General features: G+C 70.3%; 14 protein-coding genes. 10 read left to right on the top strand and 4 right to left on the bottom strand.

Translation table 11 applies throughout. From position 1 onward, the window contains the following. Nucleotides 1-24: 24 nt before the first annotated feature. The 8 genes from ABH941_RS30105 to ABH941_RS30070 all read left to right on the top strand — a co-directional run bounded on the left by ABH941_RS30105 (nt 25) and on the right by ABH941_RS30070 (nt 7,187). Nucleotides 25-810, top strand: coding sequence for a type III pantothenate kinase (locus tag ABH941_RS30105; protein WP_030254086.1), 786 nt, complete (start codon nt 25-27; stop codon nt 808-810). Nucleotides 811-989: 179 nt separating this feature from the next. Further along, nucleotides 990-1,859, top strand: a complete 870-nt coding sequence (locus ABH941_RS30100; protein ID WP_370132724.1) for a hypothetical protein — start codon at nt 990-992, stop codon at nt 1,857-1,859. A gap of 137 nt (nt 1,860-1,996) precedes the next feature. Further along, complete coding sequence (locus ABH941_RS30095; RefSeq protein ID WP_370132723.1) at nt 1,997-3,775, top strand: LPXTG cell wall anchor domain-containing protein; 1,779 nt, start codon at nt 1,997-1,999, stop codon at nt 3,773-3,775. 85 nt (nt 3,776-3,860) lie between these two features. Then, entirely contained in the window at nt 3,861-5,384 is a 1,524-nt protein-coding gene (gene lysX, locus ABH941_RS30090) for a bifunctional lysylphosphatidylglycerol synthetase/lysine--tRNA ligase LysX (RefSeq protein WP_370132722.1), read from the top strand. 110 nt (nt 5,385-5,494) lie between these two features. Beyond that, entirely contained in the window at nt 5,495-5,665 is a 171-nt protein-coding gene (locus ABH941_RS30085; RefSeq protein ID WP_370132721.1) for a hypothetical protein, read from the top strand. Nucleotides 5,666-5,758: 93 nt separating this feature from the next. After that, on the top strand, nt 5,759-6,199 hold the full coding sequence (locus ABH941_RS30080) for a BlaI/MecI/CopY family transcriptional regulator (RefSeq protein ID WP_370132720.1): 441 nt from the start codon (nt 5,759-5,761) through the stop codon (nt 6,197-6,199). Nucleotides 6,200-6,208: 9 nt separating this feature from the next. After that, nucleotides 6,209-6,712 carry an amino-acid N-acetyltransferase gene (locus ABH941_RS30075; RefSeq protein WP_134003429.1) on the top strand — a complete coding sequence of 168 codons (504 nt, stop codon included), beginning with the start codon at nt 6,209-6,211 and terminating at the stop codon, nt 6,710-6,712. 127 nt (nt 6,713-6,839) lie between these two features. Beyond that, the gene (locus tag ABH941_RS30070; protein WP_370132719.1) at nt 6,840-7,187 is read left to right on the top strand and encodes an Lsr2 family protein; all 348 of its coding nucleotides are present in this window, start codon (nt 6,840-6,842) and stop codon (nt 7,185-7,187) included. Nucleotides 7,188-7,191: 4 nt separating this feature from the next. Here the strand turns inward: ABH941_RS30070 and ABH941_RS30065 are convergent, their stop codons facing one another. Further along, nucleotides 7,192-7,554, bottom strand: a complete 363-nt coding sequence (locus ABH941_RS30065) for a hypothetical protein (RefSeq protein WP_370132718.1) — start codon at nt 7,552-7,554, stop codon at nt 7,192-7,194. A gap of 428 nt (nt 7,555-7,982) precedes the next feature. Here ABH941_RS30065 and ABH941_RS30060 point away from each other — a divergent pair, with 428 nt between their 5' ends. After that, nucleotides 7,983-10,499: an ATP-dependent Clp protease ATP-binding subunit gene (locus ABH941_RS30060; RefSeq protein ID WP_370132717.1), complete on the top strand. Its 2,517-nt coding sequence runs from the start codon at nt 7,983-7,985 to the stop codon at nt 10,497-10,499. 73 nt (nt 10,500-10,572) lie between these two features. Here the strand turns inward: ABH941_RS30060 and ABH941_RS30055 are convergent, their stop codons facing one another. From ABH941_RS30055 to ABH941_RS30045, 3 genes are read right to left on the bottom strand one after another with little or no spacing between them, the layout of a single operon-like run. After that, nucleotides 10,573-13,806: an NACHT domain-containing protein gene (locus ABH941_RS30055; RefSeq protein WP_370132716.1), complete on the bottom strand. Its 3,234-nt coding sequence runs from the start codon at nt 13,804-13,806 to the stop codon at nt 10,573-10,575. Nucleotide 13,807: 1 nt separating this feature from the next. After that, nucleotides 13,808-14,140 (bottom strand): trypco2 family protein, encoded by a 333-nt coding sequence (locus ABH941_RS30050; protein ID WP_370132715.1) that lies wholly within the window; start codon nt 14,138-14,140, stop codon nt 13,808-13,810. Nucleotides 14,141-14,200: 60 nt separating this feature from the next. After that, on the bottom strand, nt 14,201-17,074 hold the full coding sequence (locus tag ABH941_RS30045; protein WP_370132714.1) for a YfhO family protein: 2,874 nt from the start codon (nt 17,072-17,074) through the stop codon (nt 14,201-14,203). Nucleotides 17,075-17,417: 343 nt separating this feature from the next. Here ABH941_RS30045 and ABH941_RS30040 point away from each other — a divergent pair, with 343 nt between their 5' ends. After that, nucleotides 17,418-18,371 carry a glycosyltransferase family 2 protein gene (locus ABH941_RS30040; RefSeq protein ID WP_134006115.1) on the top strand — a complete coding sequence of 318 codons (954 nt, stop codon included), beginning with the start codon at nt 17,418-17,420 and terminating at the stop codon, nt 18,369-18,371. The last annotated feature ends 19 nt before the right edge of the window (nt 18,372-18,390 follow it).

Below are 18,390 nucleotides of genomic sequence, written 5' to 3'. Positions count from 1 at the left end.
TATTGACTTAGGAACGGCGCCAGCATGCTGCTCACGATCGACGTCGGTAACACCCACACCGTCCTCGGCCTGTTCGACGGCGAGGAGATCGTGGAGCACTGGCGGGTGTCCACCGACCCCCGCCGGACCGCCGACGAGACGGCCGTGCTGATGCAGGGGCTGATGGGTTCGCACCCCGCGCTGGGCGAGGACACGGTGGACGGTCTGGCGATCTGCTCCACCGTCCCCTCGGTGCTGCACGAGCTACGCGAGGTGACCCGCCGCTACTACGGGGACGTCCCGGCGGTGCTGGTGGAACCGGGCGTCAAGACCGGGGTGCACGTCCTCACCGACAACCCCAAGGAGGTCGGCGCGGACCGGATCGTGAACACCCTCGCGGCCAAGCACCTCTACGGCGGCCCCTGCATCGTGGTGGACTTCGGGACGGCGACCACCTTCGACGCCGTCAACGAGCGCGGCGACTACGTCGGCGGGGCGATCGCGCCCGGCATCGAGATCTCGGTGGAGGCGCTGGGGCTGCGGGGGGCGAAGCTGCCGAAGATCGAGATCATCCGTCCGCGGAATGTGATCGGCAAGAACACCGTGGAGTGCATGCAGTCCGGCATCCTCTACGGCTTCGCCGGGCAGGTGGACGGGGTGGTGAACCGGATGGCCGCGGAGCTGGCCACCGACCCTGACGATGTGCAGGTGATCGCCACGGGGGGGCTTGCGCCGCTGGTTCTGGGCGAGGCGAGCTCCATCGACGTGCACGAGCCGTGGCTGACCCTGATCGGGCTTCGGCTGGTCTATGAGCGGAACACTGCTGGTTAGTGGATGGCTGGGCGCGCAGTTCCCCGCGCCCCTAGCTGATTGCAACTGGGCCAGTTGCAGACCCCTAGGGGCGCGGGGAACTGCGCGACCAACCAGGCACACGCCGCACCCGACGATCCGTCAGAACTCCCTGCGCGTCGATAATCACAAATAGGTCGTATCGGGCATAGTGTCGGCTCATGCCTACGCCTCACGGGTCTCGCGGCGGTATGGCCTTCAGCGCGGACGAGCTGCGGGTGCTGCGGCGCGCCCTCGCCCAGGTCTTGAATCCACCGGTTCCGAACCCACCGAATCAGCTCCTGACGCCCGCGCTGGTCCCGGCCCGCGCCCCGCACCCGCTGGGCTGGGCCTCGGACGTCCAGGACGTCCTGCGCCTCACCGAGTCCATCGACGAGGCCGTCCACGAGGCGGGCCGGATGCGCGCCTTCGCCCTCGCCGACCTGGCCCGCTACCGGCAGGCGCTCCCCGGCAGCGCCAGCGGCTACCTGGAGCGGCTGGACGAGGCCGTGGCCGACGGCTACCTCCCCGAGGCCGACGACCTCGCCGCGCTGCGCTCGCTGACCGCGCAGCCCTGCGCGCCGGCCGAGCGCACCCGCAGGCTCGCCCTGCGAGCCCGCTGCGGCGAGCTCGCCGAAGCCGCGGTACGCCGCCGCCTGGAGTCCGCGACGAGGCCGCCCCAGCTGGTCGGCGGCACGGTGACCGAGTTCGCCCGTCCGGCGCGCACCCCGCGTCCGCGCGGGGGTACGGGGGGTCGCACCCCGGAAATCCGGAACAGCCCGGGGGGAGCCCCCCTCTCCCTGCCGAACCGACGTGGAGGTCCCATTCCCATGGCTTCGTCCGACACCCCCACCCCCAGCAGCAAGGCCGCTCCGGCCGACGCCGACACCGACGAGACCGAGGTCGAGCAGGAGGAGGAGCAGAAGCAGGAGCAGACCCGCCCCGCTGTCCGTCCGGTGCCGACCCCCGCCGACCTGTTCCCGCGCGGGGTCCGCAAGCCGCAGGCACCCGTGCCGGGCGGCGGCTCGCACCTGGCCACCGGCACCGGCTGAGGCCCGGCATGATCACAAGTTGATGTCGGACGGGTTCCGGTTGCCGCACTCCGGCACCCGGGCCCGCGGACCCGTCCCCTGGGGTGATTTGATCTGCGACACCGCAGTCCAGCACCTCGCCCCAGGGGGAAAAGTCCATGTCAGACGCGCTTTTGCGCCGGTTCGCCCGGATCGGTGCCGCGGTCGTCGCGGCCTCGGCCATATCCATCGGCCTCACCGTCCTCCCGGCCCAGGCGGACTCCGGTTCCAGGTCCGCGTCCGGCAGCAGTGCGCTGATCTCGGTGATCGCCCCGTCGGCGGTGACACTGGTGCCGCAGCCCGCGAGCGGCGGCCCGACCGCGCTCACGACGCTCACCCCGGTGGTGCTGAACGAGGGTGACATCGCCCAGGCGAACGACGTCGTGCTCAGCATCGACGCGAGCGGGCTCACGGGGGTCGCCGAGCTCACGCTGCCCGCCAAGGAGGACTGCGCCTACACCGACGCGGCGCACACCAAGGCCGAGTGCCGGCTGGGCTCGGTCGAGACCGTCGGCACGGTGGACCTGGGCGTACGCACCCTTGCCGGAGCCGCGGTCGGCAGCACCGCGAAGCTGTCCTTCAAGGCCACCGCCTCCAACGCGGTCGAGGACCCCTCGGACACCGCCGCGGACCTCACCACGGTGATCACCGTCGGCGACGGTCCCGACCTGGCGACCGGCGAGGTCGGCAGCCTGACCGTGAAGCCGGGCGGGAGCGCCTCCTACACCCCGAAGCTGCGCAACGTGGGCGACCGGGACTCCGCCAAGGGCGTGGTGATGCTGATCGACGCGGCCGACGACCTCGGCGGCAGCGCCTTCACCATCGGCGGCAACTACAGCAACTGCCAGTACGGCGTCGGCGACAGCAGCCTGCCGGCCGCCGAGCGCACCGGCGTGCTGTGCCACTTCGACGACGTCGTGGTGCACCCGGGCGACGTACTGCAGCCCTCCGCGCCGATCACCGTCAAGGCCACCTCGGACGCCACCATCGGCTACACCGCGTACGGCTTCGACACCGTCGGCGGCGAGCTGACCCAGGGCCTCAGCAAGGGCCACAGCGGTACGGGCGCCGCGCTCAGCCTGGTGTCGGTGCCCGCAGGCTCCAGCCGGGCGCTGGTCGGCGACCTGAACTACGGCAACAACGTCGGCATCGCCAAGCTCAGCACCGGTCAGACGCTGGACGTCATGGCCACGACCGGCAACATCAGCGGCACCGTCGGCACCGGCATCGAGCTGGGCGCCGGGGTCGCCAATGTCGGCACCCTGCCCACCAAGAGCCTGGACGGCGCCCCGTCCGCCGAGGACACCGCCGCGGTGCTGGTCGCCCTGCCGGTCGGCGTCAAGGTCACCAAGGTCCCGGCCGGATGCTTCGACGACGAGCCCGCGTCGGCCCAGTCGGCGCGGAGCCGCCTCGGCAGCCGGCTGAGCAGCAGGATGGCCACCGCGGTCGGCACTCTGCCCACCGACATCGGCGCCCTGTACGCCTGCATCGTCGACTCGGTGATCCAGCCGGGCTCCACCAACCTCTTCACCTTCACCGTGGAGCCGACCAAGGTGCTGCACGCCGCCCAGGGCGCGGTGGTGGCCTTCACCGGTTCGGGCATCGACGACGACCTGACCAACAACGTCGCCGACTTCACCGTCGACGCGGTCAAGGCGACCACCGCCCCGGTCACCGCCACGGCCTCGGCCACGGCGAGCGCCGCCGCCACTGCTTCGGCTTCTTCCCCGGCCTCGGCGGCCGCCTCCGCCTCGGCGACGTCCACCGGCGGCGCCCTCGCCCAGACCGGTGGCGGCGACGACACCACCCCGATGCTCTTCTACGGCATCGGCGCCATCGCCCTGGGTGTGGCCGGCGTCCTGCTCGCCCGCCGCCGCAAGGCCGGCAGCCACGGCTGACCCGTCCGTACCAGTGCTGTCCCAGTGCCCCGCAGCCCGGTAATCGGGTGGCGGGGCACTGCTGTGCGGTCGATACCCTTGGACGGTGACTGATCAGACCCCCGTACCCGCGTCCGACGACCTCCCCGAGCAGATGCGGGTACGCCGCGAGAAGCTGGAGCGCCTGCGCGCAGCCGGCATCGACCCGTACCCGGTCGGCTTCCCGCGTACGACCACGCTGGCCGACCTGCGCGCGGCCTACCCCGACCTGGAGCCCGACCACGCCACCGGTGACCGTGCCGGAGTGGCCGGCCGGGTCGTGCTCAGCCGCACCGGCGGCAAGCTGTGCTTCGCCACCCTGCGCGACGGCACCGCCGACCTCCAGGTGATGCTGTCGCTGGACCGGCTCGGCGCGGAGAGCCTGGCGGCGTGGAAGTCCGACGTCGACCTGGGCGACCATGTCGGCGTCGAGGGCGAGGTCATCACCTCCAAGCGCGGCGAGCTCTCGATCATGGTCGACAACTGGGCGATCACCGCCAAGTGCCTGCGCCCGCTGCCGGACAAGCACAAGGGCCTGACCGATCCCGAGGCCCGGGTCCGTCAGCGCTATGTGGACCTGATCGTCAACCCGGCCGCCCGGGAGATGCTCTACCTGCGCAGCAAGGTGGTCCGCTCGATCCGCCGCACCTACGAGGAGCGCGGCTTCACCGAGGTCGAGACGCCGATGATGCAGCCGGTCCACGGCGGCGCCAACGCGCGTCCGTTCAAGACCCACATCAACGCGTACGACATCGACCTCTACATGCGGATCGCCCCCGAGCTCTACCTCAAGCGGCTCGCGGTCGGCGGCGCGGAGAAGATCTTCGAGATCAACCGCAACTTCCGCAACGAGGGCGCGGACTCCACGCACAACCCCGAGTTCACCATGCTGGAGTCCTACGAGGCCTACGGCGACTACAACACCCAGGCCGAGATGATCCGCGCGACCATCGTCAACGCCGCCCGCGACGCCCTGGGCACCACGGTGATCCGCGGCCTGGACCCGCACGGCGTGGAGCACGAGATCGACCTGGCCGAGCCCTGGGCCGAGATCACCGTCTACGGCGGCATCTCCGAGCAGCTCGGCACCGAGATCACCCCGGACACCACCGTCGAGGAGCTGCGCAAGCTCGCCGACGCGGCCGGCGTCCCCTACGAGAAGCAGTGGGGCCACGGCCAGATCGTGCTGGAGATGGTCGAGCGGCTGCTGGAGGAGGCGGCGGTCAGGCCCACCTTCATCCGGGACTACCCCACCGAGGTGTCGCCGCTGACCCGCGCGCACCGCAGCATCCCGGGTGTCGCCGAGAAGTGGGACCTCATGATCTTCGGCACCGAGATCGGCACCGGCTACTCCGAGCTGGTCGACCCGGTCGAGCAGCGGGCCCGGCTGACCGCCCAGTCGCTGCTGGCGGCCGGCGGCGACGTCGACGCCATGCAGCTGGACGAGGACTTCCTGCGCGCCCTGGAGTACGCGATGCCGCCCACCGGCGGGCTCGGGATGGGCGTGGACCGGCTGATCATGCTGCTCACCGGCAAGAACATCCGCGAGACGGTGCTCTTCCCGCTGGTGAAGCCGGACACCCAGGGCTGACGGCCCGCCGTAGCGGCGACCCCGGTCCCCGGTTCCTCCGGGGACCGGGGTTAGCCTTTTGCCGCCATGCTTTCTCCAGTTTCTCCAGTTCCCAGAGGCGGTCCGGATCCATGCAGTACATCGAGGCACTGACGCCCCCCGTTGTGATGTGCATCGCCTTCAGCCTGATGATCCGCACGCTCTTCCGTAACCAGGGCGGGGCCAATGCCGCCAAGGAGGACGCCGCGGCCGAGGCGATCACCGTGGCCGCGACCCCGACGCAGCGTCTCGCCAGGGACTAAACGCCCCCTTTCACAGCCGGAACCTGCACAATGCTTATGTCCGGCAAAGGCGATATATGCGCCGCTTGGTCTGCCCAGGGGGAGAGAACGGCGATGGTGCGCCAACTCGGTGAACTCGAGAACGAGGTGATGACCCGGGTATGGCAGTGGAACCGCCCGGTGACGGTTCGCGAGGTTCTCGAGGATCTGCTGCGGGAACGCGAGCTCGCCTACACGACCGTGATGACCGTGATGGACAAGTTGTTCCAGAAGGGCTGGCTCCGCAGGGAACAGGAGGGCCGGGCGTTCCGATATGAGCCGGTGTCCTCGCGCGAGGCATATACCGCGGCGCTGATGAACGACGCATGGGCGACCAGTGACAACCCGGCCGCGGCCCTGGTCCACTTCTTCGGCATGATGTCTCCCGAACAACAGGACGCCTTGCGCGACGCATTGCGGGTCGCCGCACCGCCGCCGGTCGAACAGTCCGCCGAAGAAGCCCCGGCGGAAGCCCCCTCCGAAATCGGTGCGCCCGGGGACCCCGAGGCACGATAGCGTCCTTCCATGGAGCTCACGATCCGCCGCGCGCGGACCAGCGATGTACGGGCCATCCGCAGGCTGGTTGACGGCTATGCGCGCGAACGGATCCTGTTGAACAAGCCCACGGTCACCCTGTTCGAGTCGGTGCAGGAGTTCTGGGTCGCCGAGCGGGACGACAACGCCGAGGTCGTCGCCTGTGGCGCACTGCATGTGATGTGGGAGGATCTCGCCGAGGTACGCACCCTCGCGGTGGATCCCGCCTGCCGCGGCACCGGCATCGGGCACCGCCTTCTGGAGAAGTTGACGCAGACCGCGCGCTGGATCGGGGTCCGCCGCATTTTCTGTCTGACGTTCGAAGTGGACTTCTTCGCCAAACACGGCTTCGTCGAGATCGGGGCGACTCCGGTCGACGCCGATGTGTACGAGGAGCTCCTGCGAAGCTACGACGAAGGTGTTGCGGAGTTCCTGGATCTGGAACGCGTCAAACCCAACACCTTGGGCAACACACGGATGCTCTTGCACCTCTGACCCGGGTCCGTCAAGCGGGCTTCGGAAGCATGCCGGGACAGCACTTCGGGCAGAGGGTTTGAATTTTCGCCGGAAAGAGGGTTTCCTTTCCTACAAGTAATCCATGCTTTTGAGGAAAGGGAAGCCCGTGGCGCAGAAGGTCCAGGTCCTTCTTGTCGATGATCTCGAGGGCGGCGAGGCGGACGAGACGGTGACGTTTGCTCTCGACGGGGTTGCCTACGAGATCGATCTCACGCACACGAACGCCGGGAAGCTCCGCGAGCTCCTGGCTCCGTACACCGACAAGGGCCGCAAGCAGAGCGGTCGCGGCTCCGTGAACAGCGGTCGCGGCCGTGGTCGCTCGCCGCGGCCGGTGGGCGGAAACCCCGACACGGCCAAGATCCGTGCCTGGGCCAAGGAGAACGGCCACGAGGTCAACGACCGCGGCCGGGTGCCGAGCACGGTCCGCGAGGCATATGAGAAGGCCAACGGCTGACGGGTCAGCCGTCGCTGGCGCCCTGCTCCATCAGGGCGCGGGCGCAGGCATCCGCGAGGGTGTCCAGGGCCTGCGGCAGATGGTGCTCCGCGAGCGCTCCGGAGCGGGCCTGGTGGGGCACCACCGGCATCGGGCGGGTGCGCAGCACCCCGTCCAGGTGCCCCCAGCCGAGCCAGCGCAGCAGCTCGGGAACGTCCCCGGCGCTGCCGGGGGCGAGCCGAAGCAGCAGCCGGTCGCCCTCCACGGCGACCTGGCCGCAGGGTCGTCCACGCCTGTGCATCTGCGCGAGCGCGGCCAGCCCTGCGTCCAGCGGCGCCTCGACGGCGTCGTGCCCGTCGGCGCAGGCGGTCTGCTGATGGGTGGTCACATGCTGCCCAACTCGCGACACCTGGCCCCGGTTACGCAGAGAGTCGCTTCCGCTGCGTCCTGTCACGGACCGGGCTCGAGCCGATCGTCCGACTTCTCGGTAGGCGAACACCTGGTGCGGGAAAGTCGGTATGGACCTGGGTGCACTGCGGGTATGAATGCCCATGTGAGGGCTTCACGGCCGAATCCTCGCGGCGTGTCGGGGGAAGCGTTCGCCGTCGGCGTAGCGTTTCCAGGTGGATCTGCCTGGCCTGCGGGAACACCATCCCGCAGCATTCGGTTGGAGTCATTGTCCGCCGTCGCGAGCATTGCGGGACGGTGGGGTGTCGGCGGTTGAAGTGAGCTGTTCCGGCCTCCGGGACTAGCATGCGGAAGGACAGGGAGGGGACCGACCCCTCACTGCCCGACCGCTCTGAGGAGCGATTAACGATGTTCGAGAGGTTCACCGACCGCGCGCGGCGGGTTGTCGTCCTGGCTCAGGAAGAAGCCCGGATGCTCAACCACAACTACATCGGCACCGAGCACATCCTCCTGGGCTTGATCCACGAGGGTGAGGGTGTCGCCGCTAAGGCCCTGGAGAGCCTCGGGATTTCGCTCGAGGCGGTCCGCCAGCAGGTTGAGGAGATCATCGGGCAGGGGCAGCAGGCCCCGTCCGGCCACATCCCCTTCACTCCTCGGGCGAAGAAGGTCCTGGAGCTGTCGCTCCGCGAGGCCCTCCAGCTCGGCCACAACTACATCGGGACCGAGCACATCCTGCTCGGCCTCATTCGCGAGGGCGAGGGCGTCGCCGCCCAGGTCCTCGTGAAGCTCGGCGCCGACCTGAACCGGGTCCGGCAGCAGGTCATCCAGCTGCTGTCCGGCTACCAGGGCGGCGGCAAGGAGTCGGCCACGGCCGGCGGCCCGACCGAGGGGACCCCCTCGACCTCGCTGGTCCTGGACCAGTTCGGGCGCAACCTCACCCAGGCGGCCCGCGAGTCCAAGCTCGACCCGGTGATCGGGCGCGAGAAGGAGATCGAGCGGGTCATGCAGGTGCTGTCCCGCCGCACCAAGAACAACCCGGTGCTGATCGGCGAGCCCGGCGTCGGCAAGACCGCCGTCGTGGAGGGCCTGGCGCAGGCGATCGTCAAGGGCGAGGTGCCCGAGACGATCAAGGACAAGCAGCTCTACACCCTGGACCTGGGCGCGCTCGTCGCCGGCTCCCGCTACCGCGGTGACTTCGAGGAGCGCCTGAAGAAGGTGCTCAAGGAGATTCGCACCCGCGGCGACATCATCCTGTTCATCGACGAGATCCACACCCTGGTGGGTGCGGGCGCCGCCGAGGGCGCGATCGACGCGGCCAGCATCCTCAAGCCCATGCTGGCGCGAGGCGAGCTGCAGACCATCGGCGCCACCACGCTCGACGAGTACCGCAAGCACCTGGAGAAGGACGCGGCGCTGGAGCGCCGCTTCCAGCCGATCCAGGTCGCCGAGCCCTCGCTCAAGCACACCATCGAGATCCTCAAGGGCCTCCGGGACCGCTACGAGGCGCACCACCGGGTCTCCATCACCGACGCGGCCCTGGTCGCGGCGGCGACCCTGGCGGACCGCTACATCTCGGACCGCTTCCTGCCGGACAAGGCCATCGACCTCATCGACGAGGCCGGCTCGCGCATGCGCATCCGCCGCATGACCGCGCCGCCGGACCTCCGCGAGTTCGACGAGAAGATCGCCGATGTCCGCCGGGACAAGGAGTCCGCGATCGACGCGCAGGACTTTGAGAAGGCCGCCTCGCTCCGGGACTCGGAGAAGCAGCTCCTGCAGGCCAAGGCCAAGCGGGAGAAGGAGTGGAAGGCCGGCGACATGGACGTCGTCGCCGAGGTGGACGAGGAGCTGATCGCCGAGGTGCTGGCGACGGCCACCGGCATCCCGGTCTTCAAGCTCACCGAGGAGGAGTCCTCCCGGCTGCTGCGCATGGAGGACGAGCTGCACAAGCGCGTCATCGGCCAGAAGGACGCCATCAAGGCGCTCTCCCAGGCCATCCGGCGCACCCGTGCGGGCCTCAAGGACCCCAAGCGCCCCGGCGGCTCGTTCATCTTCGCCGGCCCGTCCGGGGTCGGTAAGACCGAGCTCAGCAAGACCCTCGCCGAGTTCCTCTTCGGTGACGAGGACGCGCTGATCCAGCTCGACATGTCCGAGTTCAGCGAGAAGCACACCGTCTCGCGGCTGTTCGGCTCGCCTCCCGGCTACGTCGGGTACGAGGAGGGCGGCCAGCTCACCGAGAAGGTGCGCCGCAAGCCGTTCTCGGTCGTCCTCTTCGACGAGGTCGAGAAGGCCCACCCGGACATCTTCAACTCGCTGCTGCAGATCCTGGAGGACGGTCGCCTGACCGACAGCCAGGGGCGGGTGGTCGACTTCAAGAACACGGTCATCATCATGACCACCAACCTCGGCACCCGGGACATCTCCAAGGGCTTCAACCTGGGCTTCGCCGCCCAGGGCGACCTGTCCACCGGGTACGAGCGGATGAAGAACAAGGTCGGCGAGGAGCTCAAGCAGCACTTCCGCCCCGAGTTCCTCAACCGTGTCGACGACATCGTGGTGTTCCACCAGCTGTCCGAGGAAGACATCATCCAGATCGTCGACCTCATGGCCGCCAAGGTGGACGGCCGGCTCCAGGACCGCGACATGGGTCTGGAACTGACCCCCGCCGCCAAGTCCCTGCTGGCCAAGCGCGGCTACGACCCGATCCTGGGCGCCCGTCCGCTGCGCCGCACCATCCAGCGCGAGATCGAGGACGTGCTCTCCGAGAAGATCCTCTTCGGCGAGCTGCGCTCCGGTCACATCGTCCTGGTCGACGTCGAGGGCGAGGGCAAGACCGCCAAGTTCACCTTCACCGGCGCCGACAAGGTCCCGGTCGCTGACGCCCCGCCGGTCGCCGCGAGCGGCCCGGACCTCAGCAAGGGCTGACCCGCACGGTCGGCAGTATCTGCGCAGGGCCCGGTCCCCCGAAAGGGGGGCCGGGCCCTGCGGCATGACGGTCCTACGGAGTGGTGAACCGGGCGACCGAGAGCGGCGGGTGGGCCTGGCCCACGCCGAAGATGGACAACTCGACGGTGGCGTCGTGGTGGTGGAGCTCGACCTCGCAGTCGTGGAGCTCGGCGAGGGCCGCCTGCAGTCGGGGCCGGTCGACGGAGAGGTCGGCGGTCGCGATGACCAGTCTGCGGAGTTCGGGGTAGCAGCGCGGGAGTTCGTCCAGCAGGTCGAAGGCCAGCGGCAGGGCCAGCTCCAGTTCGGTGATCTGCGGCAGCGGGGGCTGCTTCCGCAGCAGCCGCAGGTCCTGGTGGGCGACCCTGAGCCAGTGCAGCCGGGGGAGACGGCCGAGCTGCCCCGCCACGCCGGCGAGATGACTGCCCGCCAGGTAGAGGCGCTCCAGTCCGGTGGCGGTGAACAGCTGCTCCTCCAGGACGGCCTCGGGGATGTCGTACCGGCCGATGAAGAGGTCGGTGAGGCCGGGAGGCAGTCGTAGCCCGGGCAGTTCCTGGCTGGAGACGATGCCGAGCACATGAAGTGTCTCTGCCTCGGCCAGGGTGTCCAGTCCGGTCAGGAAGGAGCAGGTGTGCAGGTACAGGTCCTCGATCCGGCTGTCCTTGACCGGTGACAGGTCGATGGGGGCGGTGCAGTCGCTCAGCCAGAAGTTGCGGGGACGGGCCCGGTGCAGGATCGGCGCCAGGTCGAGCGGGTACGGGTTGTCGTGGAGGCGGAGCTGGTCGACATCGGGGGGCAGCTGTTCCAGGTCGGTCGGGGTGAGGTCGCCCGAGCACTCGATCCGTGGGCGGCCGCCCAGCTCGGCGATGAACTCCAGGTGCTCGCGGGACTTGGCGATCAGGCGCAGGTTGTTGATGACATAGTCGAGGTGGGCGATCACCTCCTCGCCGTACAAGCGGGTCTCGAAGCGGTCCCAGGCGGCGGTCAGCTGGCCGCGGACGGAGATGGACGGGTGGTCGGCGTACCGCCGCAGCAGCGGGACGGCCTGGCTGGTGGCGATGGCGGTGGCGGTGACCACGACGGCGTGGGCGGTGGCGTCGTCCAGGCCCTCGGGGCCGGGGAGCAGGTCGAGGACGAGCGGGCCGACCGCGGCCAGGTTCTTCGCGGCCTCCTCGTCGCGGGGCGGGATCACGGCGGTGGTGCCGTCGAGGACGGACTGACGGACCGCGGGGTCGAGCTCGGTGGCGTGCTCCAGGCAGGTGGCGGCGAGCAGCCGCTGCCGGTCGCTGTCCAGGGCCAGCAGACCGCGCAGCAGCCTGGCGCGTTCACGGGGGCGGCCGTGGCCCACTGCCATCCGGATGACGTCGTGCCACTGGTCGTCGTGGGCGTTGGCGACCAGCAGGCCGAAGTCCTCGTCCTCGACGGCGGCCTTGGCGGCCAGGTAGTCCTGGAAGGTGCGGTGCACAAAGCAGACGGTCTCGGCGGTGGGCAGCTGCAGCAGCCCGCTGCGGACCAGGAGATGGTGCAGCACCTGCTCGGCGTCTGCGGTGATGGCTGGCATGGCCGGCAGGACCTCCTCCAGCTTGCGGACCGCCAGGTCGCGTTCGATCTCCACCGCGCCGTTCCTGGCCAGCCAGTACGCGAGCCGCTGGAGCAGCTGGATCTGCTGGTCGACCGTCAGCTGGAGCCCGTCCTGGCCGAGGATGCCGCGCTCGCGGTCGCGGCGGACCAGCAGCATCTCCAGGGCGGCGGCGTAGAGCTCCATCCGGCCCTCGGGGAGGTAGCCGTTGCGGTCCCGGTTGAGGGCGCAGATCAGGGCGCACATCAGCGGGCTGGTGGCGAGGCGGCCCAGGTCCTGCTTGGCGACCACGGCGGTGCGCAGCTTCTCGCGCCACACCGGCAGCCGGGGGTCGTCCCCGGCGGCGGTGTGCCATTTGCCGATGAAGGCGGAGACGTCGCTGCGGCTCATCGGCAGCAGTTCCAGCTCGGTGAAGCCCGCCGGGGTCAGCCAGCCCTCGCGGACGGCGGTGGGGCGGGTGGTGACGACGTAGCGGCAGTCGGGGTAGGCGTCCAGCAGGTCCAGCAGCCAGCGGCGGGTCCGGGCCCGGTCGGCCTCCGGGACCTCGTCCACTCCGTCGACCAGCAGCAGGACGCGGCCCGCCGCCATCTGTGCGGTGACCCAGCCGGCCGCCCCCGGGCTGCCGGTGAGCGGCTTGGCGATGGTGGCCAGGAACTCCTCCGGGCTGGGGAGTTCGGCGCGCTGGGCCACCGAGCGCAGTCGGATCAGCAGCGGGACGCTGTCGCCCAGCTCGGCCAGTGCGGGCGGCAGGTCCCGGCGGGCGGTGGCGGTGGCGAGCCACTGCAGCAGGGTGGTCTTCCCCGAGCCGGCCGATCCCCGGACCAGCACCCGGCGGTGACCGGCGAGGGCCTGCTCGGCGCGCTGGGCGACCGGCCCCTGCTCGTCGGCCTCGCGGGCGGGGGAGCCGCCGACCAGTTCCAGGCTGAGGTAGCTGGTGTCCAGCGGCCAGAACTCCTCCTCGTCGCCGCCCCGGCTCAGGCCGATGATGTGCAGGGTGCTGGACTGCTTGACCACGAAGGCGCGCAGCCGCTCCTCGAAGTCGTCGACGGGGGTCCGGATGTCCTTCCAGGCGAGGACCAGGTTGTGCTGGTCGCAGGTGGCCTTGAACGAGGGGGACTCGAGGATCGACGCGGCCGGGGTGAGCTCCAGGCGTCCGTGCTGCCACTGGGTCGGGTCGGCGCGGACGACGCCGACCAGGCGGTTCTCCGTGAACACGGCCGCTCCGGAGAAACCGGACCAGGGTGAGCCGCCGTCAGGCCGCGCGGCGGGCGCTCCGTGCAGGCTGTCCAGGACGTGCCGGTGCCGCAGCAGGCCCGATCCCGGCTTGAGCGTGCCGACGAGCTGCTCCCCGTCCAGCTCGCCGTCGGCGTCGCGCTGCATGTGCGGGTAGCCGACGGCGTGCGCCCCGGGGCGCGGGGTCAGGTCCTTGACCCGGCCCCAGACCAGGGTGCTGAACTCGCGGAAGCCCTCCGGCAGGACCAGCTCGTGCGCGGCGACCAGCAGGGCGGCGTCGCACTCCTCGTCGTACCGGCTCCACACGACGGTGCAGGGCTGTGGACCGGTGCCGTCGGGGACGACCACCGTGGCCGGGGCCTTCTCGTCGACCAGGTGAGCCGCCGTCAGGACCAGCCAGGGGGTGAGCAGATACCCGCTTCCCTGGCTCGTCCCCCGGACCGCCGCTATGCGTTGCCGCTGGGGGTGCGCCGACATCTCAGCGACCGGCCCCGAAGCGCGAGGTGCCGCCCGCTTCCGGCTCGCCGACCTCGACCGGGCCGCCGGTCGCGGCGTCCTTGGGCGTCAGGGTGAAGGAGACCCGGTGCGTGGTCGCACGCGAGGCCCTGGCCTCGGCCTCGGCGCTGAGCACCCAGGCCTTCACCCCGCCCTTGGCGCCGGCCTCCCGGCGGAGCTCCACGGCGAAGTCCATCTGGATCGGGCCGACCTCGAAGCGGATCGGGGCGCCGGTCCCGTCCAGGGCAGCCTGGACCAGCTGTTCGCGGATGGCGCGGACTGCGGTGGAGAGTTCGATCTCGCTGAAGTCGGACACGGATCCCCCGGATGCGGCGTGAGCTGGAGATCCGACGGTACGACAGGTCCGTGCCCGCCGTCAGCGGTTCCGGCTGCTCACCGGTTCCGGCAGACTCAGCGGCTGCGTCTCCGCCACGGGGCTTCGGCGGCGCAGCCACCAGGTCTCGGCGCCGACGGCCAGCAGCAGCAGGACCGCGGTGGCGATGCTGACGGCCGTGCCGAGGGTGGCGTGCGGCGGGGCCAGCCGCAGCGTGACGGTGTGCTGCCCGGTCGGCACTGCCACGGTGACCAGGCCCTGGTCGGCGGGGAGCAGCGGCGTGGACCTGCCGTCGACGGTGGCGACCCAGCCGGACTGGTCGGCGTCGGCGACCACCAGGTAGCCGGCGCCCTTGGCGTCGACCTGGGCGGTGACGGTGTCGGTGCCGTCGTCGCTGACGTCCACGGTCGCGGACTGCCCGGAGGCGGCCGGGCCGGGGGAGTTGAGCACGACCTGGTCGGCGCCGACCTTACCGGAGGAGAGCAGCGCGAGCCGAGCCGCCTGGTCGGGAACCACCGTGGCGGTGGAGGCCCAGCGGATCCTGGGCTGGGCGTTGAGCCGGAGGTAGATCGCGGAGGTGTCGACATGGACCAGCCGCAGCCCGTCGTCCTCGCCCTCGACCGTGGAGAGCGCGAGCGCCCCCTGGTCGGCGGCGAGGGTGAGCGCGGCGGGCCCGTGCACGGTGAGGCTCGCGGTCAGCCTGGTCCCGGCGGCCACGGTGTCGGCGGTGACCGGGACGGTGAACTCGGCGCCCCTGGCCATGGTGTTGGTGCGCCGACTGGTGGTGGAGACCACCTTGCCGGAGGCGTCCTTGATCACCACGTCGAGGGTGGAGCCGGAGTCGGTCTTCGGCCTCGTGGTCGCGGTCACGCCCACCGCCCGCAGCGGACCGGTCCGCGGGACCGGGACGGTGACCGTGACGCCGGGCCGCAGCGTGGTGGTGGTCGCGTCCTTGGACGCCGTCACCGTGGTGCCGAACACCGGGTCGGTCGGGGCCGTCACGAAGTACTTGGTGCCGAGCAGGTCCAGCACCGGGCTGACGGCCTCGTCGTGGTCGGGATTGAAGTCGATGTAGGTCTCGAAGTAGATGGGGTTGCCCGGGATCTGCTTGACCAGCGGGGCGAAGGCGGCGTTGATGAAGGTGTGTCCGTTCACCGAACGCAGGTCGTAGGCGGCGCTGGTGCCGAACACCATGCCGGTGTAGGAGGAGGCGAAGCGCTGGCCGCCCAGATTGGCGGCCAGATACGTGTGGGTGTCCGTCTTCGGGTAGAAGGCGCTGGTGCTGGACTTCGCGTAGTACGCCGACATGTAGGCCCCGCCCTGGACGGCCACCAGCAGCGGCAGCGTGGCCGCGGCGGCGAAGCGCAGGGCGCGCAGCGCCCGGTTGTCGCCCGAGGCCGGGTCGGGGCGGCGCACCAGGCGCAGGACCAGGGCGCAGGCGCCGGCGGCGGCCAGCAGCAGCGCGCCGATCAGCAGATGGTGCCTGAACGCCTGGATCGACGCCTTCTTGCCGGTGGCGACCACGGCGTGGTGGCCGTCCACCACCAGCACGGCGCCCAGCGCGAGCACGCCGGCGCCCAGCACGACGGGCCAGAACCGCAGCAGCGCCAGACGGCCCGTCAGCCGGCCGAGCTCGGCGCGGCGTCGTAGCAGCAGGTCGAAGCCGACGGCGGCGAGGACGGCGAGCAGGAAGTCGAGGATGCTGCGGCTGCGGCCGATGTAGTTGGCGGCGAACAGGGCCCGCGCCACCGGCAGTCTCTGCAGCAGCTCCAGCGGTGCGCCGCCGACATAGATCAGCAGGGCCCAGCCGGCGGCGAGGGCGAACAGCAGGATCCACGCGCTCCGCGGCAGCAGCGCCCGGCCCCGGCGCGGCATCGCGAGCGCGACCAGCACCAGCACCACGGCGGCGGCGCTGATGTACGACATGGCTTCGACGAGGTTGGGCCCGAGGATGAACAGCGGCAGCTGGGTGACGTTGGCGGTGCCGAACACCCAGGGGCTGAACGACTCCAGCAGATTGATCGCGGCCAGGTGCATCTGCGGGGTCTGCGCGCGTCCCTCGACCAGCCAGGTCGGGTAGAAGTAGAGGAAGCCCACCAGCTGGAACATCGCGAGCCCGGCGCCCGCCGCCGTCCCGCCGAGCGCGCCCAGCGCGACCAGGGCCAGCCGCTTCGGGGCCCCCCGGGCAGGGCCTTCTCTGTACGTGGCGAGCAGCCGGACCACGGTGTAGATGCCGGCCGTCAGCATGGTGTAGGCCGTCACCGAGGGGAAGCCGCCCAGCAGCAGCGACGCGACGGGTACCGCGACCAGGGCCGCGTCACGCACCCGGCGTTCCTGGATCAGCCGCTCCAGGGTCCAGAACAGCACCGGGATGAAGGCCGCGACGCGGGTCTGCGGGAAACCCACCCAGGACACCATGAAGGCACTGCCGGCGAAGATCAGGCCACCGGTGACCGCGGCGGCGGGGGAGATCCGGAGCCTGCGCAGGAAGAGGAAGCTGCCCGCGACGGCGCAGACGATCTCCAGCAGCCGCCCGTAGGCGGGGGCGATCCAGGTCGGCAGCAGGTAGTACGGGATGCTCAACGGCGACAGCAGGGCCTGGTTGGGGACGTTGCCGAGGTTGGTGCCGCCGGCCTCGTAGGGGTTCCAGCCGGTCCCCTCGCCCTTCTGCAGCTCCTGCTTGAACAGGATGGTCGAGGGCAGTTCGGAGGTGTAGGTGTCGTCCAGCAGCCAGTTGTGGGTGCGCGGCCCGCTGAGCCCGGCGTCCGACCAGGGACTCTGACTGACCATCTCGTCGGTGGCGGTCAGGGTCGAGTGGCCGACCAGCTGGCCGCCGATGCCCCAGAGCGCGAACAGCACGGCGGCGAGGACTGCCAGCACGCTCAGCGGGCGGGGCAGGGTGCGGCGTCGGAGCATCGTTGTTGTCCCAGGCAGGTGCGTCGCGGCGAGGAGGATGCCGGCGGTGCCGGCTCCGGACAGTCAGTGTGAGCGTAGGGGAGGTGCGTGCGGGTCGCCCGGGAGGGGTGCTGTTCGGCGAAGCCGCACGGATTGCGGCTCCCAGGTTCCTGCGAACATCCTGGGAGCCCCGCGTTCCGTCCCCGGACGTCCCGGGGCCGATCATCCCGGGAAAATGAGAGGATAGCCAAAACCCTGTGCCCCTGGATAACGTATGGGCTGCTGTGCGGGGGGATGACAGCACTTCAAGATTCGCCTCCGAGCGTTACCCGGCCGGGGGCTCCCGAGAGGAATACCCAGCGTGATGCTCACCGATCCCGCCCGGCCGCTCAAGGAAGCCGACGCCGCGGCGGCCGCGGCCGATCAGGCCGACACACCGCATGTCTCCATCGTCCTCCCCTGCTACAACGAGGAGGACCATCTTCTTCTGGAGCTGCAGCGGATCACCAAGGCCATGGACGAGTCGGGCTACAGCTACGAGCTGCTGGCCGTCGACGACGCCTCCACGGACGGCACTCTCAAGGTCATCCAGGAAGCTGAGCTGGAGTTTCCGCATCTGCGCGCGATCGCCTTCCGCCGCAACGGCGGGGCCGGCACCGTGCGCAGGATCGGCTCGCAGATGGCCCGGGGCGAGATCGTGGTCTGGACCGACGCGGACATGACCTACCCCAACGAGCGGATCCCGGAGCTGGTCCGGCTGCTCGACGAGGACCGCAGCATCGACCAGGTCGTCGGCGCCCGCACCACCGAGGAGGGCTCGCACAAAATCCTCCGGGTTCCCGCCAAATGGGTTGTCAGGAAGATCGCAGAGAAACTGGCGGGCCAACGTATCCCGGACCTGAACTCCGGGTTGCGGGCAATGCGACGGGACATTGCGCTTCCGTATCTTCGGCTGCTTCCGCCGGGATTCTCCTGCGTCACCACGATCACCCTCGCTTTCCTGTCGAATCAGCACGACATCAGCTACTTGCCGATCGACTACGCCAAAAGGGCGGGTAAGTCCAAGTTTCGGTTCGTCAAGGATGCCTACCGGTACATCCTTCAGGTCCTGCGCATGGTCATGTACTTCAACCCGCTCAAGGTGCTCATGCCGCTCGCCCTGTGGCTGATCGGCATCGGCATCGCCAAGGGCGTCTTCGACATGGTGACGCACCCGGTGCGGTTCGCCGTGAACACCGTGCTGATCTTCATCACGGGCCTGCTGATCGCCTCGCTGGCGCTGCTGGCCGACCTGATCGTGCGGTCCCGGCAGGACTGACCGACCGGTCGACCTGACT

It is taken from the genome of Streptacidiphilus sp. EB103A (assembly GCF_041261405.1).
GTDB lineage: Bacteria > Actinomycetota > Actinomycetes > Streptomycetales > Streptomycetaceae > Streptacidiphilus.
Note: the sequence above shows the minus strand (reverse complement) of the source record. Positions and strands in the feature narration are given on the sequence as shown.

Excerpts from the sequence above, each read along its gene's own strand:
- ABH941_RS30105 (WP_030254086.1), top strand. The coding sequence starts at position 25 with ATGCTGCTCACGATCGACGTCGGTAACACCCACACCGTCCTCGGCCTG.
- ABH941_RS30100 (WP_370132724.1), top strand. The coding sequence starts at position 990 with ATGCCTACGCCTCACGGGTCTCGCGGCGGTATGGCCTTCAGCGCGGAC.
- ABH941_RS30095 (WP_370132723.1), top strand. The coding sequence starts at position 1,997 with ATGTCAGACGCGCTTTTGCGCCGGTTCGCCCGGATCGGTGCCGCGGTC.
- ABH941_RS30085 (WP_370132721.1), top strand. The coding sequence starts at position 5,495 with ATGCAGTACATCGAGGCACTGACGCCCCCCGTTGTGATGTGCATCGCC.
- ABH941_RS30080 (WP_370132720.1), top strand. The coding sequence starts at position 5,759 with ATGGTGCGCCAACTCGGTGAACTCGAGAACGAGGTGATGACCCGGGTA.
- ABH941_RS30075 (WP_134003429.1), top strand. The coding sequence starts at position 6,209 with ATGGAGCTCACGATCCGCCGCGCGCGGACCAGCGATGTACGGGCCATC.
- ABH941_RS30060 (WP_370132717.1), top strand. The coding sequence starts at position 7,983 with ATGTTCGAGAGGTTCACCGACCGCGCGCGGCGGGTTGTCGTCCTGGCT.
- ABH941_RS30055 (WP_370132716.1), bottom strand. The coding sequence starts at position 13,806 with ATGTCGGCGCACCCCCAGCGGCAACGCATAGCGGCGGTCCGGGGGACG.
- ABH941_RS30045 (WP_370132714.1), bottom strand. The coding sequence starts at position 17,074 with ATGCTCCGACGCCGCACCCTGCCCCGCCCGCTGAGCGTGCTGGCAGTC.
- ABH941_RS30040 (WP_134006115.1), top strand. The coding sequence starts at position 17,418 with ATGCTCACCGATCCCGCCCGGCCGCTCAAGGAAGCCGACGCCGCGGCG.